Below are 21416 nucleotides of genomic sequence, written 5' to 3'. Positions count from 1 at the left end.
CTATGAGTATCGCAGAACATATTCCCGCGCAGATCCACACTTGGCAGCCGGAGCTGGTCGCCTTGCGCCATGAATTGCACCAACATCCTGAAATCGGCTTGCATGAAACCCGCACCGCTCAACTGGTGGCCGCCAAACTGCAAGCTTGGGGCTATACGGTGACGACAGGCATCGGCGGTACCGGGGTGGTGGGCCAGTTGTGCGCAGGGGATAGCCGCAAAACGCTGGGGCTGCGCGCCGACATGGATTGCTTGCCGCTCACCGAAAAAACCGGCCTGCCATATGCCAGTCAAACCCCAGGGCTGATGCATGCGTGCGGGCATGACGGGCATATCGCCACGATGTTGATGACGGCGCGGTATTTAGCGGCTACAAAGCTCTTTGACGGCACGGTGAATGTGATCTTTCAGCCTGGGGAAGAAGGGGTGCATGGGGCGTCAAAAATGATCGCTGATGGCTTGTTTGACCGCTTCCCGTGTGACATGGTGTTTGGTTATCATAACTGGCCGCATTTGCCAGATGGCACGATCCACTTGCAACCAGGGCCGGTGATGGCGTCATCTGATCGCGTGCGCTTGACGATCCAAGGCCGCGGCGGCCATGCGTCAGCGCCTGAGCGCACGGTCGATCCGATCGTGGTCGGCGCGGCGTTAGTCAATTCCTTGCAAACCATCGTGGCGCGCAATGTCGCCCCGCTAAATGCCGCAGTGGTGACGATCGGCAGTTTCATTGCCGGGCAAGCAGAGACCTACAATGTGATCCCGGATACCGCCACTTTGTATTTAAGCATCCGCACCTTAGACAAGCAGGTGCGCGAAGCGGTGCTGGCGCGGATCCAAGCATTAGCCGCCGGCATCGGCGCCGCTTATGGGGCGAACATTGAGTGTGAAAACTTTCAGATCTCATTGCCGGTTGTCAATGCGCCAGCGCCGACGGCTTTGGCGCAGGCGGTGGCGACGCAATTGTTCGGCCCGGACAAGACTTGTACGGATTTTGAGCCGGTAATGGCCAGCGAAGATTTTTCGTTTATGCTGGACCGGGTGCCTGGATGTTTCGCGCTGATGAGCGGCGGCGCCAAACGGCATTATGTGCACACGTCGCGGTATGATTTTGATGATGCGCTGATCGCGCCAATGGCGACGTATTTTGCCACGATCGTTGAGACATACTTGCAAGCACCGAGCAGATAGTGTACTCTGAAAGCGTTAACTGAATAGATTTCTTCGGGGCAGGGTGTAATTCCCGACCGACGGTGACTGCGCAAGCAGAAGTCCGTGACCCGCGATAGCGGTGGACCCAGTGAGAGTCTGGGACCGACAGTGAAAGTCTGGATGGGAGAAGAAAACAAGTTTTCATTCCATTAGTGGCGCTTATTTCGTGCGCCTCGGATGAGATCTTATTTAGCTTTCAATCATGGCCTCGCAAATCATTGCGAGGCCATTTTTTGTGGAGGTGAATATGATCACAGATCTAGAATTCATGCAACTCGCCTGGCAACAAGCGCGCTTGGGGGCGAATCAGACTTGGACCAATCCCCAAGTCGGCGCCGTCTTAGTCCAAGCCGGCCAAGTGATCGCCCAAGGCTATCACCACCGCTTCGGTCAAGCCCATGCAGAAGTCGATACGTTAGCTCAATTAGCCAATGACCAGCAAGCCGTCGGCGCCACCATGTATGTGACCCTGGAGCCTTGCAGCCATTATGGCAAAACGCCGCCATGTGCCGATCGCCTGGTGCAAGCCGGCTTGGCCAGAGTCGTGATCGGCCAGCACGACCCTAATCCGCTAGTGGCAGGCAAAGGCATCGCCATTTTGGAAAAAGCCGGGATCGCCGTGACCCTGTTAGACGACACCGGCGGGATCAACCGTGCGTATAACTTCTTTTATCGGCATCAGCGCCCGTATGTGACGTTAAAATATGCGGCCAGCATCGACGGCAAGCTCAATGCCAACGCGCCAAAACGCACCCGGTTAAGCGGGCACGCAGCGTTTTTAGCCAGCCAAGCGCGCCGCGCTGAACAACAGGCCATTTTAGTCGGCGAGCACACGCTGGTGATCGACGATCCCAGCTTGACGGTGCGCACGCAAGCCTTGGCGCATCCGCCTGTGCGCATCGCCTTGGTGCGGGATGCTGATGCCTTGCCGGCAGAGCTGCGGCTGTGGCAAGATGCCAGCGCCTCGGTGTGGCTGTTGAGCAATGCCGCTTCCACGCGCGCTTGGCCGGCGCATGTGCAGGTGTTTGCGGCTGCTGAATGGACGCCGCAAGCTGTGTGTGCCTTGATGGCCAAACATGGCCTGCAGTCACTGCAAGTCGAAGGCGGCAGCCGCATCCAAGCGGAATTTTTAGTCGCTGGTCTCGTTGAGCAGCTGCTAGTCGATGTGGCGCCGATCACCTTAGGCGGCGACGCGCTGCCAGTGGCAAAAGGCCCAGCGGCAGCGGCGGTTGCTTGGCAATTGGCGGCGGTGGAACGGTTAGCAGATGACGTCTTGTTGACGTATCGGAGGGATGAGTAATGTTTACTGGGATCATTCAAGGAATCGGCCGCTTGGCCAGCAAAACGGTTGCAGGCGATACGGCGGTGTTGACGATCCAAACGCCACTGACGGCAGCCAAACACAGCCGCATCGGCGATAGTGTGGCTGTTGATGGGATCTGTTTGACGATCACGGCAATAACGGCAGCCGGGTTTAGCGTGGACGTGATGCCAGAAACGCTGCGGCGCACGAATTTGGTGGATTTGACTGTGGGCCAGCAGGTGGATCTGGAGTTGGCCCTCGCGGCAAATGGCCGCTTAGATGGGCATTTTGTCTTAGGGCATGTTGATGCCACCGGGCAGCTGGCCAGCCGTGAAGATGAACAAAATGCGGTGGTGCTGCGCTTCAGCTTTCCGGCTGATTTGCGGCCATATATCGTCGCCAAAGGCAGTATCGCGATCAACGGGGTGAGTTTGACGGTGACCACTGTGGCGGCCCACACTTTTGGTGTCAGCTTGATCCCGCATACCTTGCAAGAAACGGTGCTTGGGGAGCTGGCAGTGGGTCAGCGCGTGAATTTGGAAACGGATATTTTGGGCAAATACTTAGTGGCCCAAAAGGAGGCAGGTTATGCAGACTAATTTAAACCAGCGCGTCGCCCACGCCTTAGCCGTCTTGCAACAAGGCGGCTTGGTGATCGTGACCGATGATGACCGGCGGGAAGCAGAAGGCGATATGATCGGCTTGGCGCAATATGCTTCGCAACAAAGTGTCAATACCATGGTGTCCAAAGCCCGCGGGCTGTTGTGCGTGCCGATGGCGCCAAGCGTGGCCAAGCGCTTGGGCTTGCACCCAATGGTCGCCGATGCCACCGATGCTTATGGGACGGCTTTTACCGTCAGCTGTGATGCCAAAACTACCACCACTGGGATCTCGGCCGTCGATCGCGCCGATACGATCCGCCAACTCGCAGACCCCAAGGCCCAGCCAGGTGACTTTTACCATCCAGGGCATGTCTTTCCGCTGATCGCAGATGCGCAAGGCACCTTGGCGCGCGCCGGACACACCGAAGCGGCGGTGGATCTGGCTCAGTTGGCTGGGGCGGCGCCGGTAGCTTATATCTGTGAGATCTTGAAAAAAGACGGGACCATGGCCCGGCGCAAGCAGCTCAAGGCTTTTGCCGAAGGAATGCAAATGCCGCTGTTATCGATCCAAGACATCAAGGCCTATCGCTATATGCACGATCCCACAGTGGTGCAAGCAATCACCAAAGTGGCGCTGCCCACGGCATATGGGGCATTCACGCTGGAAGCTTTTGCCACGCCTGGTTCAGCCGAACCGACGCTGCTGCTCAGCTATGGCGAGATCAAGGCGCACACCCCGTTGTTATTGCGCATCCATTCCGAATGTCTGACTGGGGATGTCTTTGGGTCCAAGCGCTGTGATTGCGGCGCGCAGCTGGATAAAGCCATGCAATTGATCGCCCAAGCCGGACAAGGCGCGGTGTTGTATCTGCGCCAAGAAGGCCGCGGCATCGGCTTGGCTAATAAACTGCGGGCGTATCACTTGCAAGAACAAGGCTTAGACACGGTTGAAGCCAATGTGCACTTAGGCTTTGCCCCGGATCAGCGCCAATACGGTTTAGTCGCGGCGATCTTAGGCCAAAAGCAAGTGGATACGGTGGACTTGCTGACCAATAACCCGGACAAGATCGCGCAATTAGAAGCGTTAGGGATCACGGTGCGCAGCCGCTTGCCATTGGAGCTGCCGGCGCAGCCAGAAGACCGGCAATATTTGCTCACCAAAAAGCACAAGCTGCATCACTTACTCACGGAGGTGGACTAACATGGCAGATTATCTCGGCAATACCGATGGACGCAACTTGCATATCGGCATCGTGGTGGCGCAATTCAACGACTTGATCACCCAAAAGCTTTTAGCCGGCGCACAAGCGGCCTTGCAGCGCAGCGGGGTGAGTGCCGCTGACATCACCACTTGGTGGGTGCCAGGCGCGTTTGAACTGCCGCGGGCAGCCAAGCAAATGGGGGCTAGCGCCAATGTCGATGGCATTATCGCCTTAGGCGCCGTGATCCGCGGGGAAACGTCGCATTATGATTATGTTTGCAGCGAAACCGCCCGCGGCTTGGCGCAAGTCAGCCTGGAGGGACCGGTGCCGGTGATGTTTGGCGTCTTGACCACCGATACCTTAGAGCAAGCCATCAACCGCGCTGGCGGCAAAGGCGGCAACAAAGGCGCTGATTGCGCCGCGGCGGTACTGGAAATGATCCATTTGCCTCATTAAACAAGCGGCACATAAAAAGCGGGCAGGCCATCATGGCTACCCGCTTTTTGCATGCCTGGGGCAAAATAAATTTTTTAGGAAATATGTGTATAAGAAACGAATGCGAGGGCTAGACCAGCTGGCAGGCTTAGGTACCAATCGAGCGAGTTATCCCCATTAGGCGGCGGTTTCCATCGCTTACTTATCGTAATAAAACGTTATCATTATTTGTAGGAATCAATTATTATCAGCTGTTTAATGAATAATTTATTAGCTTTCGTGGTCATAAGCGGATCGGGAGCATATACTAACAAAAACACAGTATTTATTTTCGTATTCTGGGCTTATTATAAATATATAGCTGTAAATTAATGGGGCAAACCGCGGGCCATCGCCACGCGGCATCCCTTGGGGGACAAGGGATACGGCACTTATCGGCGGTGGATTTAGGCGCTGCGGTAAATTTTCCGCCTGCACGTGCTTCAAGAGGTCTCTAAAATGAAATGTGAGCTTAAATACACGTGGGGATGTGGCGGGCTCAATAATCAGTCACCCTTGGGCTAATGTGTCCCAGCGGCGTGACTGTTGGAGGGATGAGGCGTTCACTTAGCCAACAACTTGAGAGAGGGGATCTGATGAAAGGTGTCCTGAGATTGGCGCTAAGCTTGCTGCTTGGCACCGCCTTGCTGATAGGCAGCCGCGGCATCACCCCCGTTGCCGCAGATACCTATCAGACCACTGCATCAACGGCGTTCGTCGGGACTTGGCACTCGACTCCCACGACGTCAGGTCAGACCACGCCAGATGCACAATATCAAGAATCTGTACCAACACCGTTAGGCACCACCAGGCCAGCATTGCCGACTGGCGCAGGCGCCAGCCTGCCGCAAACCGGCGATGATCACACAACAGCCGCGGGACTTGCCCTCCTGGGTTGGGGGATGATCATAGGCTTGTTGATGAGCCAACGGCGTCAATGGGGTAGTCGTAAGAAGGAGTTTGACAAATGAAAAAAGCAAAACTTGCAACGCTGCTAGCCGTTGCCGCTTTAAGTGCTAGCGCAGTGCCATTGGCAGGGGTCCATGCTGCTGATTCGACACTGGATACAACCGGTAAGGTCCAATATGTCCCAGGGACAGACAAGACCCCGCCAACCGATCCTTCTAATCCAGATCCAGGCAAGCCGGTGGGCCCAACTGATCCTAATGGTAAAGACCCTAACCAACCGATCGGCCCAGATCAAGGGACTGATGGCCCATTGTCTTTAGACTTCGCGTCCAGCTTGGACTTTGGGACTAACAGGATCACCAGCGCGGACCAAACCTATTTCGCCCGCGCCCAGAAGTATTATGCGGCTAATGCCACCGATCCTTCCGGTTATGACATGGCTAACGCCCAATACGGCCCGATCTATACCCAAGTCACCGATAACCGTGGGACTAACGCCGGGTGGACGTTGAGTGTGAAGCAAAACTCACCGTTGACCTTGAGCACCTTTGATGCCACTACTGGCGCTTATACCCCAGTGACCACTGGTACCGGCAAGACCTTAGACGGCGCGACGATCACGTTTGCTGATGCCGAAGCGGCCAGCAACAGTACCGACCCAACGCAAATGCCAACGGTCCAAGCACCAGTCGTCGTTGATGGCAACGGCAACGCCCAACCGGTAATGAGTGCGGCAGATCAACAAGGTGCCGGCACCTGGGTCGATCGTTTTGGCCACAGCGAACAAGCCACCGAGATGCAATATAACGCGGATGGCAGCGACAATGGCACCGCTGATGTCAACGTCGACAAGTCCGTTTCCTTATATGTACCTGGTGCCACCGTTAAAAGCGCTGGCTTGTATTACACCACATTGACCTGGACGTTATCCGCAACGCCAGGCAACTAGCGGCATTTGATCGCAACATACAATTTTGGAGGAATCGCTAATGAAAAAGAGTTTAGTATTCGCCACTGCTTTGGCAGGCATGCTCGCATTGGCACCAGCAGCATTAGTTTCTGCTGCCGACAATACGGCCAATACCAAAGGTGACATCACATTTGAAACCGATGACCAAACCACGACCCCAATCGTTACCCCACCAGATCCTGGTAAAGAAACCAAGCCTGATGGCGGCGGCAACGGGACGCCTGGGGCTTTGCGCATCGACTTTGCGCCTGATCTGCATTTTGGGATCCAAAAGATCACCTCGACCAACCAAGACTACAAGCCTGTGCAACAAGCTGGGACAGCGACTGACGGCAGCGGCACCCGCTCTTACATGCCGAATTTCGTCCAAATCACTGATAACCGCGGCTTAGCTGCCACCGACCCAACCGCCGGATGGACCTTGGCACTCAAGCAAGAAGCGCAATTTGCCAATGGCACCAATAACTTGGATGGGGCTGCTTTGTCCTTTACCAACAACCAGTTCATCACTCGTGATGCCACTGGTGCAGTAGTGGCTGCGCCTACCGGCTACACATCGCCGGCCAATGTCACGTTGACCCCTGGTACCGCGGCTACTTTGGCAACAGCGGATAACACCACTGCCGGCACGGTGCAAGAAATCTGGAACACCACCAATACCTTGACGCCGATCGATGCGACCAACGATCTGAAGGATACCACCGGTGCTGACAAGACGGATGACGCCTTCAAGACTGCCTTTACGGCTGCGCCTAAAGACGACGGCATCAACTTGAACGTGCCTGGCGCGACGCATAAAGTCAAAGGCGCTTATACCACTGACTTGACTTGGACCTTATCGGCAACCGTGGCTAACACCGGGGCAGCTGCTGGTACGACCACGCCTGCTACGACCGGGACTGGCACCACGACCCCGTGATCGCCGGCTAAGTTTTATTGATCCGTGACTGACTTGAATGAAGGAAGAGACTATGAAAAGCAAAAAATGGTTCTGGCTGTTGCCGATGTTCGTGTTCGCCTTATGGTGCGGCACGACGCATCCCGTTTTCGCCAGCGAATTCGACTTTGCGGTGGATCCACAATTTCCCCAGCAGCAAGCCGGACAAAACCGGTCTTACTATGACTTGTGGATGAAACCAGCGTCCCAACAAGAGCTGACCATGACCTTAAGCAACGACACGGCCAAAGACGTGAAAGTCAATGTGGCGATCACGAATGCGACCACTAACAATGCCGGGGTGGTGGAATATAGCCCGAATAAGATCAAACCAGACAAAAGCCTGCAGTATCACCTAGCAGATCTGGTGACTTACCAAAAGCAGGTAACGATCCCGAAGAAAAGCAAGTTGGCCTACCATGTTTTGGTCAAAATGCCGACTGCTGAATTCAACGGGCAAGTGGCTGGGGGGATCACCTTCCAACAACAAGACGCGGGTCAAGCTAAGAAAAAAAGCAGCGGTGTGGCGATCAACAATCACTACGCTTTCGTCTTAGGACTGATCGTGCACAACAACAACGAACCGACGACGCCGAAGCTGCACTTGCATCAAGTTAAAGCCGGCCAATCTAATGCCCGCAATGTGATCACCGCGAATTTGCAGAATTCCACACCGATCTTCATCAACCAGGTGAAGACGAATGCGGTGATCACAAAACAAGGCGATAGCAAGCCGGTTTACAAACATAGTGCGGTGCAGTTGCAGATCGCGCCGAATTCGAATTTTGACTATACGATCCCGTTGAATGGGAAGCGGTTTGCCGCCGGGACGTACCACTTGAAACTGACGGTGTTGGCGAATAAATCCGCCGACGGGAAGTATCATGATGGCACGGATACCAAAGGCGACCCGATCAACTTCATCAATCGTTGGCAATTCGAAAAAGACTTCAAGATCACGGCGCAAGCGGCACGCAAGTATAACCAGACGGATGTCTCCATCCCGAAAGAAAAGTCGAATCACTTGTTGATCATCGGCTTGATCATCTTGATCGTTGTGTTGCTGTTGGTCATCTTGCTGATGTGGCTGCGCAGTCGCAAACACAAGCAGATCCGGCAAGCACGATAATGACGACGGCTCGTCGTGGGGACACTCAATAGGGAGTCTTCGCGGCGGGCTTCTCGTCGTTATGTCTTGAGGAAGGTAGAGATGCGATGAATTCCAAACTGATCGCGTGTCTGGTCGTGGCGGGAACGTTAGGGTTGACCACACCAACGACCACCGCAGCAGCAACCAATGATCCGCCGATCGTCAATCCTGAAGATCCGGCGCAACAAGTGCTGCCCGTGGATAATGATGATGCCGCCCCGACGCAATCCAGCCCACCGGCTAAAGATGTGCCGGCCAAAGCCGCGCCGGCTAAGCCCACGCCAGCCAAACCTAAAGCCAAGCCCAAGCCCAAAGCGGCGCCGCGCCATAAGCACAAGCGGCATCGCTATGTCGATGAACAGTTTTTCCATGAGGAGGTCATCATGACCCAGGCACGAAACATTCCCGGCGGCAATCCTGATCCGGACTACCGTGAGCGCTTGGCCAAGACGACGGCGCGCTTATCTGGGCTCGTCTTATGCGGGCGGCCGCAAGGATTACGGCAGCCAGCGTAATGGATGGAGGTAAGTATGCAACTAGATGCCTTATTAGATAATGTCGAGCAGCGCAAACTCGCGCTGATCCAAGATCTCGAAGATGCGCCGGAACTCACCGTCAATGACGCTGAGGAAAAGGCGAGTTTGGACCTTTCTGACTATTTATTTAATAAAACGGTCGATGAATTGATCACTGACTTGCACCGCCTGCACTTAGACGACGTGATGCGCGTGCAGCACGCCGATGGGCAAGTGCGGCTTGATGAAGATGGTCAAGCGACCTGTGAGTTGTTGTTGCGCGCTTACTTGCAAGAATCAGTCAGTTTCATGCTGATCGATGCGCTGGTCCAAGGCCAGCTGACCAGTCTAGCGGAATTCGCCGATACCCATTACTTCGGGTATTGGGTCGTGAAAAATCGCTTCCGGGCGGTGCGCAAGTTCTTAAGCGAGTACCGCTTAGGGATCGATAATGCCTTTGCCTTGACCGGTGAAGCTAAGCAAAAACGCCTGGTGTTAACGGCACTTTATGTCTTTGTTTGCCAGACGCAAAGCGACTTATTGACACCAGATGAAAGCAAAGCCGTCGCCGAGTTGGTCAAAGACTTGAATACCCGCTCAGGCGTGGCGATCACGGCGTATCAAACCATGGTCATCACCCATTATGCCGGCGTGGCCAAGCTGGTGCCGCAAGCGTGCGTTGATCAGACGTTGACCCCTTTGCTGGCACCGCTGACACCATTGTGTACGCAGTTACAAGCTGCGCTAAGGACCTTGGTCGCTGGCGATGCCGCCGGGCTGGTGCAGGAGTTAGTCGTGTATTTGCTGGCCAATCAAGCCGTGGTGCCAAAGCCTGGCTTGGACACAGCGGCGATCATGCAATATTGCGGGCCGCTGCCAGACTTTGCGACCATCGTGCAGACCCAGCTGGAATTATCCGGCCAAAGCCACGAGCAGCTGGCGCAGCGTTATGCGCAAGTGGTGCTGGCGGCGACCGTGTTTCCGCTAGACGCGTTTTTGACGCGGCAGCGGGTGGATATGGGGTTTTTTGAAGGCAGCTACCCAGAGTATTTTCACTTGGTACAAGCCTTCATCGCCCGCCAGCAAACCGTCCGCAACTGCTTGTGGCAGTATCGCATCTCTATGTTTTACCGCTTATTCTTCGTGTTGGTCGATACCTTGCAGCTGACGGATCTGATTGAGCCGGTGCGCATTTGCATCGACTTCACCTTAGGCACAGAGTACGACCGGTATTTGCAGCGCAACTTGCAGTTTTTCACCACCTTGAACCTTGAGTTTGAGCCGGTGATGACTGCTGATGTGGATATCTTATTGACCGACATTCCGGAACTGGTAGATTCGCCTGTGGAAACCGTCGTGTGGCTCCAGCCGCCGCGGCCCATCGACTGGGAGAATCTCGCACGGTTGTTGGTCGACTTACGCGATGAGAAGCGGGCGGCTAAGCACACCAGCATTAAGCCGCTGTGATCGATGAAAAAAAGGAGGCTAGTCCATATGCAACGACTAGCAGACAGACGCAAGACGATGAAGGAGGAGGTGTCAGGATGAAACGCTTAGCGGCATTATTCGCGACGCTGGTCGTCTTGATCCAACCGTTGGTGGCTACCGGGACGACTTTTGTCCACGCAGCCAGCACCATTCCGACGAGTCAAGCGTTCAAGCTAAGAACTCAAGCGAATCAAGAAACCACCACCTTGGCGCCAGGACAGACGACCTTGGCATTGCGCTTCATTGCGAATATGCCCAAGACCACTGTGCCGCAAGTGGCACAGGCGGCTAGTGCCAGCAGTGGGGCAACGACGCCTACCAATACCCAAGCCAAAGAAACCATGGTGTATGACTTGCCGCAAGGGTTGGGCTACAATTATGACCCGCAGCAGCCTGGCGTCACAGTCGACGTTAACCGCCGCCAGTTGATCATTGACTTAGCCCAGTATCACGGGGCGATGGGGATCAACTTGACGGTGTCGCCAACTGCGATCACCAAGCCTTTGAAACTGATCGGCAAGCATGATGTCAACGGCCAAACCGTCGCGCGCACCACGCCGTTTACGATCCAGCCGGTACCGGCGGCACAAGCGGCCACTAGCAGCAGCACCGCCAGCTCCAGCAGCAGTGCGGCCGCCGCTTCAGCGTCATCAAGCCCAGCGCAACAAGCGCAAGCCGCTGCCAAAGCCAAACAAGCCGCGGCGAAAGCCAAGGCGGCCACGGCAGCGACTAAAGCCGCTGCTCCAGGGGCGACGGTGCCGGTCAATCCGGCGTTTGCCTTGGCGATGGGCGGGCAAAAAACGGCTTTGATCACCAGCAAAATGAAGACCGTCGACATCACCTTCACCTACCAGCGGCCTAAAGCCGACGGGACAATGGCGATGCCGTCACCGACGGACACCCAAGCGCAGACGATCTTGGCTGCCGCTGCGGCAGCTTCTGCCAAAGCGGTGCAAGCTGACCCGGCGTTGACTGCCCCAGACGCCTTGCTGGCCAACACTGCGCCTACACCAACTACTCAAGCAGTGGCTGCGCCAGTCGCGCCCACCACTGCCGTCAGCACGACGCCGTCTGCCAGCAAGAATTTGATGCAGCTCAGCTTGCCGCATGGCTTGAGCCTGGCTGCCAGCTCCTCTCAGGCAGCCGCATTGGTCAATGGCAAGGTGCAAATCGATTTGGATCAGCTGGCGGATACGCCAGTCACCTTGAAGCTGGCGGTTGATTTCAACTCGCTGGCGTCAAAGTCCAACATCTCAGCACAACACTTGGTTTCCGGCGTGGCGATCGACAAAGCCGCAGACTTGCCAGTGTTGAAAGTCGCATTGCGCGGCGAGCCGCTGACCAATTCGGCGGATAACTATTTTGACGTGTCGACGGTGCCTGGTGCGAATGTCTTTAACGTCTCTGACGATGCCAGCTGGGTACAAGCTTGGCAACAAGCCTCCGCCAGCACGACGCCTTGTGTGATCAACGTGACCGGCGATTTCACGCCGACTTCGGCGGTGAGTTACACCGGTACCAGCACGGTGGTGGTCAATGGGAACAAGCATACCTTGACGAATCCGCAAACCATTACCGCCAACGCCGGCAAGGTGATCATGCAAAACTTGACCATTGCCAATGGCGGCACTGGCAAGTTCTTGACCGGCAGCGGCGCCTTACAAGCGGTGTTGCATAACTTCAGTTACAGCGGCGGGCAGTATCTCTTTGCCGCGCCAGCAGCTGGTTTGATCTTATCAGGGAAAGATACCTTGCACTTCACGGCTAATCCCGATACCACCACGGCCGCATTCGTCCAAACTAAGACGCTGAACTTTGCCGCTGACGCCGCCGTTAACATCAACCGCGACGTCAATGGTCGGCCGATCTTCCAATCCGCGGATGCGGCATCGGCTGTGACCTCAGCAGATTCGGTGGTCATTAACTATGATGCCGGGGCTGCCACCGGTACTGGTACCGCGGCGCTGTTTTGGGACTTTGTCACCTATACCTTTAGTCAAAGCACCACTGTGACAGCGAAGGTCGGAGGCAATACCACCGATGCGACCTTGGTCCAGTGGAAAGGCAGCGATGGCAAAGCCTTCACTGGCGGGAGTTGGAAGATCAATATCGACGAGGCTGCGGTACAGCCGCGCGCAGATCTTAAGATCCAATCCACAGTTTATAATGCCAATGTTCCGCTGATTGGGATTTTCGTGGTGAATTGTAATCCAAATGATATTCCGTTTCAGTACCCGCCTACCGCACAAGGACTGCAGTTCAAGAACGTTCATGTGCAAGCAACGATTACGCATGGGGTTCAAAATTCTGCGCTGATGGCAGCGCCGGTGATGCAAAGAAGTACCAGTGGGACGAGCGGTACCAATTACTTCAACATTATTAATTCAAGTTTGATTGTCGACACTGATGCCGCTTATACCGCGGTTGGCTTATTCAGCTTAGGCGTGCAAGTCAATCAAAGTTATATTGACGTGCAAACCACCAGTCAAACTGGTGGTGATATGATTTCCGCCTACTACCTTCCAGTCAATTCCTCGTCGGGAGCGGGACAGATTTTCACGAAAAGCTCCCCAGCTCAGCTTGCTGGCGGGATCAAGATATTGGCTGGGGGTTCCATTGCGGAATGGGAGCGCGGCAATACGACGGCCACACCTTCATACAGTTCTGCAGCCCCTAGTCCATTTTCACAATCAGTGCTGTATACAGGCAGTGGGCCACAATATAATTGGCAATTTAATGGTTTAGATACGAGTCCGGCAGGCATGGTCGGCTACACTGGTGGCAGTAATACGAGACGACTGGTAATTTCAGCAACCGGTGGTTTGGATGTTGCACTTAATCCAGTGACCACTCATGCGACTAAGCTTACTGGGACGACCCTGCCGAATGCTTATGTCCGTCTTTCGCTAGATAACACTGTGCTGGGATCTTCATTAACTATTCCCAGCACGGATATGGTGCGAGATGCCCCAGCGACTTGGACCAGCGGTTTCACCGTGAAAGCTGGCGCAGACGGCAAGTTTAGTTTCGACGTGCCAGCCGGCACCACGCTGACTGCGGGACAAACGGTCACGGCGTTTGCCGTTAACGGGTACGCTGAAGGGACTGGCACCACCAAAGTGACGGCGCCAGTGGATCATACTCCGCCAACGGCTGACCCTAAGACTGTGACGATCAATGCCGGCCAACCGACCCCGGTGATGAGTGCCTTTTTAGACAACATTAAAGATGATGTGTCGCCGGCGGATAAGATCCAGATCAAGTGGGCCACCACGAACACGGACACCTTGGAAAACTTAGCCAAGGCGGCCGGTGAACATGACGTTTACTTAACGCTGACCGATGAAGCTGGTAATGTCAGTGCACCGATCAAGGCGAAGTTAGTGGTCAACAACTATGGTCCAACAACGCCAAAAGACCCGAATGACCCGACTAAAGATGCGCCTGATTATGAAAATGGCGATGGCAACGTCGCCAACAATACCGGGGATCTGCGGTTGGATTATGTGCCGAGTTTCCATTTTGGCACCGTGGGTTACAGCTATGCCGCCAAGACGTACAACGCCTTGCAGGCTAAAGGGTTCAATGGCACCGACATCCTTGATTGGATGCAAGTGTCGGATGATCGCGCCGATACTGGCGCCAGCCCGACTAGTGCCGGGTATACCTTGAAGGCGCAGTTGACTTCTGATCATGATGCCGGCACCGAAGCGTTCTTGCCAGGGATGCAATTGCTCCTGCCGCAAGCCACGAAGGTACGCAGCACCACGATCGGCAGCGGCACGGTTGATATCAACACCGATAGTTCATTGGCCACGACCAATGCGGCGACCTTGTCGCTTGACGGCGCGCAACAGACGCTGATGACGACTGCCGGCTTGCGCGGGACCACCACTGCCGGGTGGGATTCCACGAAGGTCAAGATGGATACGCCGATGGGGCGCAAGAGCTTGAATAAGAAGTATCAAGCAACGATCAAGTGGTCGCTGCAAGCTGTTCCAGGCAATTAAGCTGGCGCAGTGCATGGCGCTTGGAAACCAGGCGCTGGTCTGAGCGATCAGGCCAAGACGTGATGGGCGACCATCACGTCAAGTGTTGAGCGGCCTACTGTGGTAAGCCGTTCAGCGGTTGACAAAAAATTTTGAAGAAAGCGGTGAAAACATGCGGCGAATCGATTTAACCGGCCAGCGTTTTGCCCGTCTGGTCGTCATCGGCTATGCGGGAACAGCGACCAATGGCAATGCCATGTGGCGCTGTCAGTGCGACTGCGGCCGCACGTGCATCGTTGATGGTTATCGCTTGCGGCGCGGCGGGGTGCGCAGTTGTGGTTGTTTGCGCAAAGAAACCGCCAAACGCAGCATCGCGGGTAATCCAAAGTTTCAAGCGCAAATGGGAGATGCGACGAGCTTAGGGATCAGCAACGGGACCAATTTGACGGTGCTGACGCAGTTAAGTGTCAAAAATCGTTCTGGCGTGATCGGCGTCAGCTATAACAAAGACAATCAGCGGTGGGTGGCGCGGCTAACATTTTGCAAACACCTGGTTTTGAATAAACAGTTCAAGACCTTTTCCGAAGCGGTGGCGGCGCGGCGTAATGCCGAACGCCAATACCTGGCAGACTTGTTGCCAGAAGCGGCGCCTTGTCAGCAAAACGTCCAGCCGCCAAGCCAGCAATGACATTAAGGCCAGAAGCCGTGTTTTTGGATCGCGCCGCCGACTTGCGTTATCAAGTCTATGCCCAACTGGCGCGCCAAGCGGTGTGCGGGGTGACGGTGCGCGATTTGGCGGTGCAGCTGCATTGGCGTTATCAAACCACCTATAATGTGGTCGATGAGATCTTGATGGACTTAGAGCAGCTGCTTGGCCGCCGGCGCCCGCATTTGCGGGCCCAGTTATTAGCAGCTGATCCGCTGCCGGTGCCGCTGGCGGTGTATCGCGCGTATTTGGCGCAGCGCAGCTTGGTATATCAGCTGGTAGATGCCGCGATCCAAAATTCGGGGATGACGGCAGAAACATTTGCCAAGCGGCATTTTATCAGCCGCTCGACGCTCAACCGGCGCTTACGGGGGTGCAAGGTTTGGCTGGCGCAATACCAGCTGAAGCTGCGCGGGTCGCGGTTGTGTTTTGTCGGCGCGGAGTTGAATGTGTGCTATTTTATCTATGATTTTTATTGGTGGGCGCATCGCGGCACGGCTTGGCCGCTGGCAGCCGTTGATCAAGCGACGGTGGCGCGGCAAGTGCAGGCGCTGCCGCATTGCCCGCCGTCGCCAGTGGGCAGGGTGCAAATGCAATTGTTCTTGGCGGCGATCAAGTTGCGTGCCGGCCAGCGCCATTTGCCAGGGTCAAACCCAGCTTTACAGGCGCTGGCGACCCAACTGGATTCAGCGGCAGTCGATCATTTGCCCAAAGCCGCAGTGACGTCTTGTGAGCTGCTGGCGTTGACGCAGCTGCAATTTGATGACGCGGCGTTTGGCACAGCGCTATTGCTTGCCAGCGTGCCTCAAACGGTGACTGCGCGATTGTTAGCGGCTGTCGGCGGCCAAGCGCCTCCGCAGCTAGCGGCGAATCTGTTGCGGCTGGTATATGCGACTTGGGCATTTGCTGGTGTACCCAGGTGGGCGCAAGCACCAGTGAACGCGACCGGGGCCGAGGCAATGTTCGCGGCGCTGGACGCACTGCCTGATACGCCGGCGTATGCGCTTTTTCACACGCATACGCCGGCATTGGCCAACGCGGCGGCAGTCTTAGCCGACCCGCGTACCATCGTCGGCTGCGCGCATCGGCAGGTGCGCGTGGAAGTGGCGGTGGCTTTGGATTCGCCAGGGGCTTGGCAACTGCGCGAGTTCTTGCAGGTGCTGCCTGGCGTGTGCCAGCTGGTGCCGGTCGGGTCAGGCGGCGACTTGGTGATCACTGACCACCAAGGGGCTTCGCCGACTTTGCAACACCACCCGCAGCGCCAATTTGATTGGTTTGCTGATGCCTTGGCGCTGCCGGCGTATCGGCAAGCCTTGCTGGCGCGCATCACGTTATTAAGAAAAAAACCGAGGTGACATTTTATGGAAGCAAGTGAGCCACCTGCCTTAAACAAGGCCGCCTTAGCCGACTTGATCGCCCATGCCGAAGTAGGCTTGGCACCTGCCGAGATCTTGATGCGGCTGGGCTTGCCAGTGACTCGCAGCGAGATGCTGGTGATCGAAAGTCTGCTGAAATATCGCAGCGATGTCACCATGACGTACAAAATGGGGCCAGGCTATGCTTACAAGGTCTACTACGGCCCGCAAGCAAGCCGAGATCAATAAAAAAGCGCGCTTGTATCATCTGTCGGCATCGGCAGGTGATACAAGTGCGTTTTTGGTTGGTGATAAAAGTGGCAATCCAATCTAGGTGTGTGAGGGGAACAAATTTCACTTTTCGTAACGAATCTTTCCCTCAACCTGATCAGCACATGTGAGACTTGGTGACACCATACCACGGGCTTTAACTTTTTGATTTATAAGTTTTTGGAGCAGTTCAAGGCCCATTCTAAAGGGATTTAACGATAATTTTGATTAAGGTATTTACTTACTAATAAAAAGAATATACAATCGTATTAATGGTGTAGAATATAGTTATTCTTGAATGAGTGGTTATATTTCTATAATAAAATTAGCAAATGAAGATTTGTCCTTGTACGCCGCGGGGCGCTGGGGAAAGGAAGCTATTGATATGAATGCATTAAAGATCAAGGTCCAAAAGATGAATGAGACGTTGCACAAGAAAATGTACAGGTCTGGGAAAATGTGGGCATACGCCGGCATCGCCTTGATCGGCTTAGCGGATATCGCCTTATCCCAGCAAATCGTCCATGCCGACAACACCACTGCCACGGCACAAGTCGCCACCGCTGCCGACAGCAACTCTGCCACCGCGCTGCAAGCACAAAAGGTCAAGCTGACCACGAGCCAGCCGACCCCAGACACGGCAACCGCAGCTGCCAGTGCCAACACTGACACTGCAACAACCACCGCCGCTGCGACTACCGCAACGCCAGCCGCCCAAGCACTAGCGGCTTACACACAAGCCATGAGCGCTAACGCCGCGCTGGCTAACACGCCAGGCGCCGCTGCGCTGAAAGCCCAAATCGACGCCGCCCAACCAGCGACCGCCGCATCTGTCGCAACGGCACTGAACGCCGCCACGACCACTTTGTCCCAGACCGGTTTAACGTCTGCGGTCCTTTTTGATGCGGCGCAAAACCTCAACGCTGCCTTGACCGCCGCCGGTGTCGCTGCCCCAGCCGTCCCGGCGCAAACTGACAGCACCCCAGCTGCAGTTGCGACCACTCAATCGGCGGAGACTGCAAAAACTGCGCCGACCACTCAGCCAGCCGCGACCGCAAAAGCAGCCGCCAGTGCGACCCCAGCCAAAGCCAGCATCAGCGCTGCCGACTTGTTGAAGCAACTTCCAGCCGGCACGAAGCTGACCACCCAAGCAGACCAGTATGTCTTTGATCTGCCAGTTGGCACAGACACAACTGCGATCAAGACGCTGGTTGGCCAATATCAACTGGATAAGGCAGTGCAGCTGAATTTTAAGGCTAGTGATCCGGCTGAAACAAATGCAACAATGCCGACGCTTGAAACGATTAAGGGCTATTATGATGCGTTGGGCAAAAATTATGCGAATACAGCGTTAATGTCTGACCCAAATTACATTTTATTAGGTCAACAGATAGCAGCTGCGCTTAAAACAAATGATGCTAGTGTCGAAGCGGCTTTCGCAGCTGTTATTCAGTCACTCAATGGACTAACGGTGCCAGGGACTCCTGTTGCACAAATGCAGAATCTGGTTTCGTACGCAGCAAATGTAGTGATTGCACCGGTTATTGCCGCAAATAATATAACGGTGAGTGCAACAGATCCTGCGTTAGATACCGCCAAGACAGCTGCTCAAACCGCTCTTGATGCTGCGGCAACGCCTGTAAGCAACGAGCCAACAGTACAAGCAGCGCGTACAGCACTTGAAACATACTTAGCTGGATCAGACCTTGATGCCGATACCCTGACCCAAAAGACTAATGATTACACGCAGGCGGTTGCGACAGCTAAAACTGATCGTGAAGCAGCGACGACAGCAGGCGATAAGGCAGTTACCGATGCCCAGACTGCTAATTTGGCATCGAATCCATTAGTGCAAGCAGCTATCACCAAATATCAGCAGGCAGTGTCTAATGCTGATACTGAACAGGCAACGACCAATGATCTCAAAACCGCAACTGATACCATCACGGCAGCAGTCACTGCAGTTACCAAGGGTACCGCTTCTGCCGGGCAAAATGCGTCGCCAGTAGCCAACGAGGCTGATGTTCAAGCTGCTAAACAAGCTTTGGATAATGCTTTGGCTGATCCAGCAGGCACTGCCGATGCAATCAATACTGCAGCTGCTGCTTATGACCAGGCAGTAAAGGATACCAAGACCGCGCGTGACAACGCTAAGACCGCAGGCAACGCAGTCGTTAAGACGGCAACCACAGATGGCGTTGATCAAAATCCAGATGTGACGGCCGCAGTGACTGCATACAACGAAGTTGTGACCGCCGCTGACAATGGCACCAAGACGACCGCTGAAGTACAAGCAGCAGCTAATGCTGTTCAAACGGCGATCACCGCTGCCAAGGAGGCCAAAGACAAGGCCACAACGGCCGCGGGAGTAAATTCCGCACCAGTTGGGAATGAAACGACCGTTGCCGATGCCAAGACGGCATTGGACAATGCATTGTCAAAGCCAACCAGCGATACAGCCGCAATCACTAAAGCCACAGAAGACTACACCAAAGCTATCAGTGACGCCAAGACCGCCCGTGATGACGCTAAGAACGCAGGCGACGCAGTCGTTAAGACGGCAACCACAGATGGCGTTGATCAAAATCCAGATGTGACGGCCGCAGTGACTGCATACAACGAAGTTGTGACCGCCGCTGACAATGGCACCAAGACGACCGCTGAAGTACAAGCAGCAGCTAATGCTGTTCAAACGGCGATCACCGCTGCCAAGGAGGCCAAAGACAAGGCCACAACGGCCGCGGGAGTAAATTCCGCACCAGTTGGGAATGAAACGACCGTTGCCGATGCCAAGACGGCATTGGACAATGCATTGTCAAAGCCAACCAGCGATACAGCCGCAATCACTAAAGCCACAGAAGACTACACCAAAGCTATCAGTGACGCCAAGACCGCCCGTGATGACGCTAAGAACGCAGGCGACGCAGTCGTTAAGACGGCAACCACAGATGGCGTTGATCAAAATCCAGATGTGACGGCCGCAGTGACTGCATACAACGAAGTTGTGACCGCCGCTGACAATGGCACCAAGACGACCGCTGAAGTTCAAGCAGCAGCTAACGCTGTTCAAACGGCGATCAATGACGCCAAGGATGCCAAAGACAAGGCAGCGAAAACTGCAGCAACAGATTCCTCACCAGTTGGAAATGAAAAGACCGTTGCCGATGCCAAGACGGCATTGGACAAGGCTTTGAATGACCCAGCCAGTGACACGGCAGCGCTCAAGACGGCTACAGATGACTACAATAAAGCCATCAGTGACGCCAAGACAGCACGTACCGATGCTAAGAAGGCAGGCGACGCAGTCGTTAATACGGCAACCACAGATGGCGTTGATCAGAACCCAGATGTTGTGGCTGCAGTAAATGCCTACAACGATGTGGTCACTGGCGCCGATGGCGGCACCAAGACGACCGCTGAAGTTCAAGCAGCAGCTAACGCTGTTCAAACGGCGATCAATGACGCCAAGGATGCCAAAGACAAGGCAGCGAAAACTGCAGCAACAGATTCCTCACCAGTTGGAAATGAAAAGACCGTTGCCGATGCCAAGACGGCATTGGACAAGGCTTTGAATGACCCAGCCAGTGACACGGCAGCGCTCAAGACGGCTACAGATGACTACATCAAAGCCATCAGTGACGCCAAGACCGCCCGTGAAAATGCTAAGACTGCCGGCGGCGCAGTCGTTCAGACGGCAACCGATGATGGCTTTGATAAAAATCCAGATGTGGCGGCCGCAGTGACCGCATACAACGAAGTTGTGACTGCAGCTGACAAGGGCGCCAAGACGACCGCTGAAGTTCAAGCAGCAGCTAACGCTGTACAAACCACGATCAATGCAGCTAAGGATGCCAAAGCGAAAGCCGCGACGGCTGCGCAACAAGATGCGATGCCAGTGACCAATGAAGGGAGTGTCCAAGCTGCTAAGCAGACCTTAGATAACTTATTAAAAGATCCGGCTAGTGACAACCAAGCCCTGACGGCTGCGGCAACGGCTTACGGTGACGCAGTCACCGCTGCCAAGCAAGCACGGGCAGCCGCTAAGACGGCTGGTCAAGCAGTGGTTGATGGTGCAACCACAGATGGGGTCGCCACGAGCCCAGATGTTGCCAAAGCGATCGCCAATTATGCCAAAGTGGCTGATGGTGCCGATCAAGCCCAACAAACCACAGCGGACGTCACCGCCGCCGCTAATGCGGTTCAAACCGCGATCAATGCAGCTAAGGATGCCAAGGCGAAAGCCGCGACGGCTGCGCAACAAGATGCGATGCCAGTTGCCAATGAAGGGAGTGTCCAAGCTGCTAAGCAGACCTTAGATAACTTGTTAAAAGATCC

Annotated in this window: 16 protein-coding genes and 1 riboswitch; all 16 genes read left to right on the top strand. The window is 55.0% G+C overall.

Going from position 1 to position 21416, the window contains the following annotated elements:
* Positions 1–2 precede the first annotated feature (2 nt).
* Positions 3–1190 (top strand): amidohydrolase, encoded by a 1188-nt coding sequence (locus EKM91_RS11760; protein ID WP_125754113.1) that lies wholly within the window; start codon positions 3–5, stop codon positions 1188–1190.
* Positions 1191–1215: 25 nt separating this feature from the next.
* Positions 1216–1347: riboswitch (FMN riboswitch) on the top strand.
* A 111-nt stretch (positions 1348–1458) separates the two neighbouring features.
* The gene (ribD, locus tag EKM91_RS11755) at positions 1459–2511 is read left to right on the top strand and encodes a bifunctional diaminohydroxyphosphoribosylaminopyrimidine deaminase/5-amino-6-(5-phosphoribosylamino)uracil reductase RibD (protein ID WP_225419517.1); all 1053 of its coding nucleotides are present in this window, start codon (positions 1459–1461) and stop codon (positions 2509–2511) included.
* Positions 2511–3113, top strand: a complete 603-nt coding sequence (locus tag EKM91_RS11750) for a riboflavin synthase (RefSeq protein WP_125754112.1) — start codon at positions 2511–2513, stop codon at positions 3111–3113. Before ribD ends, EKM91_RS11750 begins: the two co-directional genes overlap by 1 nt.
* Entirely contained in the window at positions 3103–4317 is a 1215-nt protein-coding gene (ribA, locus tag EKM91_RS11745) for a GTP cyclohydrolase II (RefSeq protein ID WP_125754111.1), read from the top strand. Before EKM91_RS11750 ends, ribA begins: the two co-directional genes overlap by 11 nt.
* A 1-nt stretch (position 4318) precedes the next feature.
* On the top strand, positions 4319–4774 hold the full coding sequence (gene ribH, locus EKM91_RS11740) for a 6,7-dimethyl-8-ribityllumazine synthase (RefSeq protein WP_125754110.1): 456 nt from the start codon (positions 4319–4321) through the stop codon (positions 4772–4774).
* Between the two features lie 614 nt (positions 4775–5388).
* Entirely contained in the window at positions 5389–5763 is a 375-nt protein-coding gene (locus EKM91_RS11735) for a hypothetical protein (protein ID WP_125754109.1), read from the top strand.
* The gene (locus EKM91_RS11730) at positions 5760–6650 is read left to right on the top strand and encodes a WxL domain-containing protein (RefSeq protein WP_125754108.1); all 891 of its coding nucleotides are present in this window, start codon (positions 5760–5762) and stop codon (positions 6648–6650) included. The genes EKM91_RS11735 and EKM91_RS11730 overlap by 4 nt, the downstream gene beginning before the upstream one ends.
* Before the next feature lie 40 nt (positions 6651–6690).
* A complete protein-coding gene (locus EKM91_RS11725; RefSeq protein WP_125754107.1) occupies positions 6691–7590 on the top strand; it encodes a WxL domain-containing protein in 900 nt (299 codons plus the stop codon).
* A gap of 52 nt (positions 7591–7642) precedes the next feature.
* A complete protein-coding gene (locus EKM91_RS11720) occupies positions 7643–8737 on the top strand; it encodes a WxLIP family cell surface protein (protein WP_164508572.1) in 1095 nt (364 codons plus the stop codon).
* Positions 8738–8823: 86 nt separating this feature from the next.
* A complete protein-coding gene (locus EKM91_RS14035; RefSeq protein WP_191988000.1) occupies positions 8824–9273 on the top strand; it encodes a hypothetical protein in 450 nt (149 codons plus the stop codon).
* A gap of 15 nt (positions 9274–9288) precedes the next feature.
* The gene (locus tag EKM91_RS11710; protein ID WP_164508571.1) at positions 9289–10740 is read left to right on the top strand and encodes a helix-turn-helix domain-containing protein; all 1452 of its coding nucleotides are present in this window, start codon (positions 9289–9291) and stop codon (positions 10738–10740) included.
* Positions 10741–10817: 77 nt separating this feature from the next.
* Positions 10818–14771, top strand: coding sequence for a WxL domain-containing protein (locus tag EKM91_RS11705; protein ID WP_125754104.1), 3954 nt, complete (start codon positions 10818–10820; stop codon positions 14769–14771).
* 151 nt (positions 14772–14922) lie between these two features.
* Positions 14923–15438 (top strand): alcohol dehydrogenase, encoded by a 516-nt coding sequence (locus EKM91_RS11700; RefSeq protein WP_191987999.1) that lies wholly within the window; start codon positions 14923–14925, stop codon positions 15436–15438.
* The gene (locus tag EKM91_RS11695; protein WP_125754103.1) at positions 15402–16811 is read left to right on the top strand and encodes a helix-turn-helix domain-containing protein; all 1410 of its coding nucleotides are present in this window, start codon (positions 15402–15404) and stop codon (positions 16809–16811) included. Before EKM91_RS11700 ends, EKM91_RS11695 begins: the two co-directional genes overlap by 37 nt.
* A gap of 6 nt (positions 16812–16817) precedes the next feature.
* Complete coding sequence (locus tag EKM91_RS11690) at positions 16818–17060, top strand: hypothetical protein (RefSeq protein ID WP_125754102.1); 243 nt, start codon at positions 16818–16820, stop codon at positions 17058–17060.
* A 406-nt stretch (positions 17061–17466) separates the two neighbouring features.
* A partial coding sequence (locus EKM91_RS11685) for a KxYKxGKxW signal peptide domain-containing protein (RefSeq protein WP_164508570.1) occupies positions 17467–21416 on the top strand: 3950 nt, incomplete at its 3' end.

Source organism: Lacticaseibacillus baoqingensis (assembly GCF_003946165.1).
GTDB classification, from domain to species: Bacteria; Bacillota; Bacilli; order Lactobacillales; family Lactobacillaceae; genus Lacticaseibacillus; species Lacticaseibacillus baoqingensis.
Note: the sequence above shows the minus strand (reverse complement) of the source record. Positions and strands in the feature narration are given on the sequence as shown.

What these genes read in the sequence shown, in the direction of transcription:
- EKM91_RS11760 (WP_125754113.1), top strand. Translation starts at nt 3, where the DNA reads ATGAGTATCGCAGAACATATTCCCGCGCAGATCCACACTTGGCAGCCG.
- ribD (WP_225419517.1), top strand. Translation starts at nt 1,459, where the DNA reads ATGATCACAGATCTAGAATTCATGCAACTCGCCTGGCAACAAGCGCGC.
- EKM91_RS11750 (WP_125754112.1), top strand. Translation starts at nt 2,511, where the DNA reads ATGTTTACTGGGATCATTCAAGGAATCGGCCGCTTGGCCAGCAAAACG.
- ribA (WP_125754111.1), top strand. Translation starts at nt 3,103, where the DNA reads ATGCAGACTAATTTAAACCAGCGCGTCGCCCACGCCTTAGCCGTCTTG.
- ribH (WP_125754110.1), top strand. Translation starts at nt 4,319, where the DNA reads ATGGCAGATTATCTCGGCAATACCGATGGACGCAACTTGCATATCGGC.
- EKM91_RS11735 (WP_125754109.1), top strand. Translation starts at nt 5,389, where the DNA reads ATGAAAGGTGTCCTGAGATTGGCGCTAAGCTTGCTGCTTGGCACCGCC.
- EKM91_RS11730 (WP_125754108.1), top strand. Translation starts at nt 5,760, where the DNA reads ATGAAAAAAGCAAAACTTGCAACGCTGCTAGCCGTTGCCGCTTTAAGT.
- EKM91_RS11725 (WP_125754107.1), top strand. Translation starts at nt 6,691, where the DNA reads ATGAAAAAGAGTTTAGTATTCGCCACTGCTTTGGCAGGCATGCTCGCA.
- EKM91_RS11720 (WP_164508572.1), top strand. Translation starts at nt 7,643, where the DNA reads ATGAAAAGCAAAAAATGGTTCTGGCTGTTGCCGATGTTCGTGTTCGCC.
- EKM91_RS14035 (WP_191988000.1), top strand. Translation starts at nt 8,824, where the DNA reads ATGAATTCCAAACTGATCGCGTGTCTGGTCGTGGCGGGAACGTTAGGG.
- EKM91_RS11710 (WP_164508571.1), top strand. Translation starts at nt 9,289, where the DNA reads ATGCAACTAGATGCCTTATTAGATAATGTCGAGCAGCGCAAACTCGCG.
- EKM91_RS11705 (WP_125754104.1), top strand. Translation starts at nt 10,818, where the DNA reads ATGAAACGCTTAGCGGCATTATTCGCGACGCTGGTCGTCTTGATCCAA.
- EKM91_RS11700 (WP_191987999.1), top strand. Translation starts at nt 14,923, where the DNA reads ATGCGGCGAATCGATTTAACCGGCCAGCGTTTTGCCCGTCTGGTCGTC.
- EKM91_RS11690 (WP_125754102.1), top strand. Translation starts at nt 16,818, where the DNA reads ATGGAAGCAAGTGAGCCACCTGCCTTAAACAAGGCCGCCTTAGCCGAC.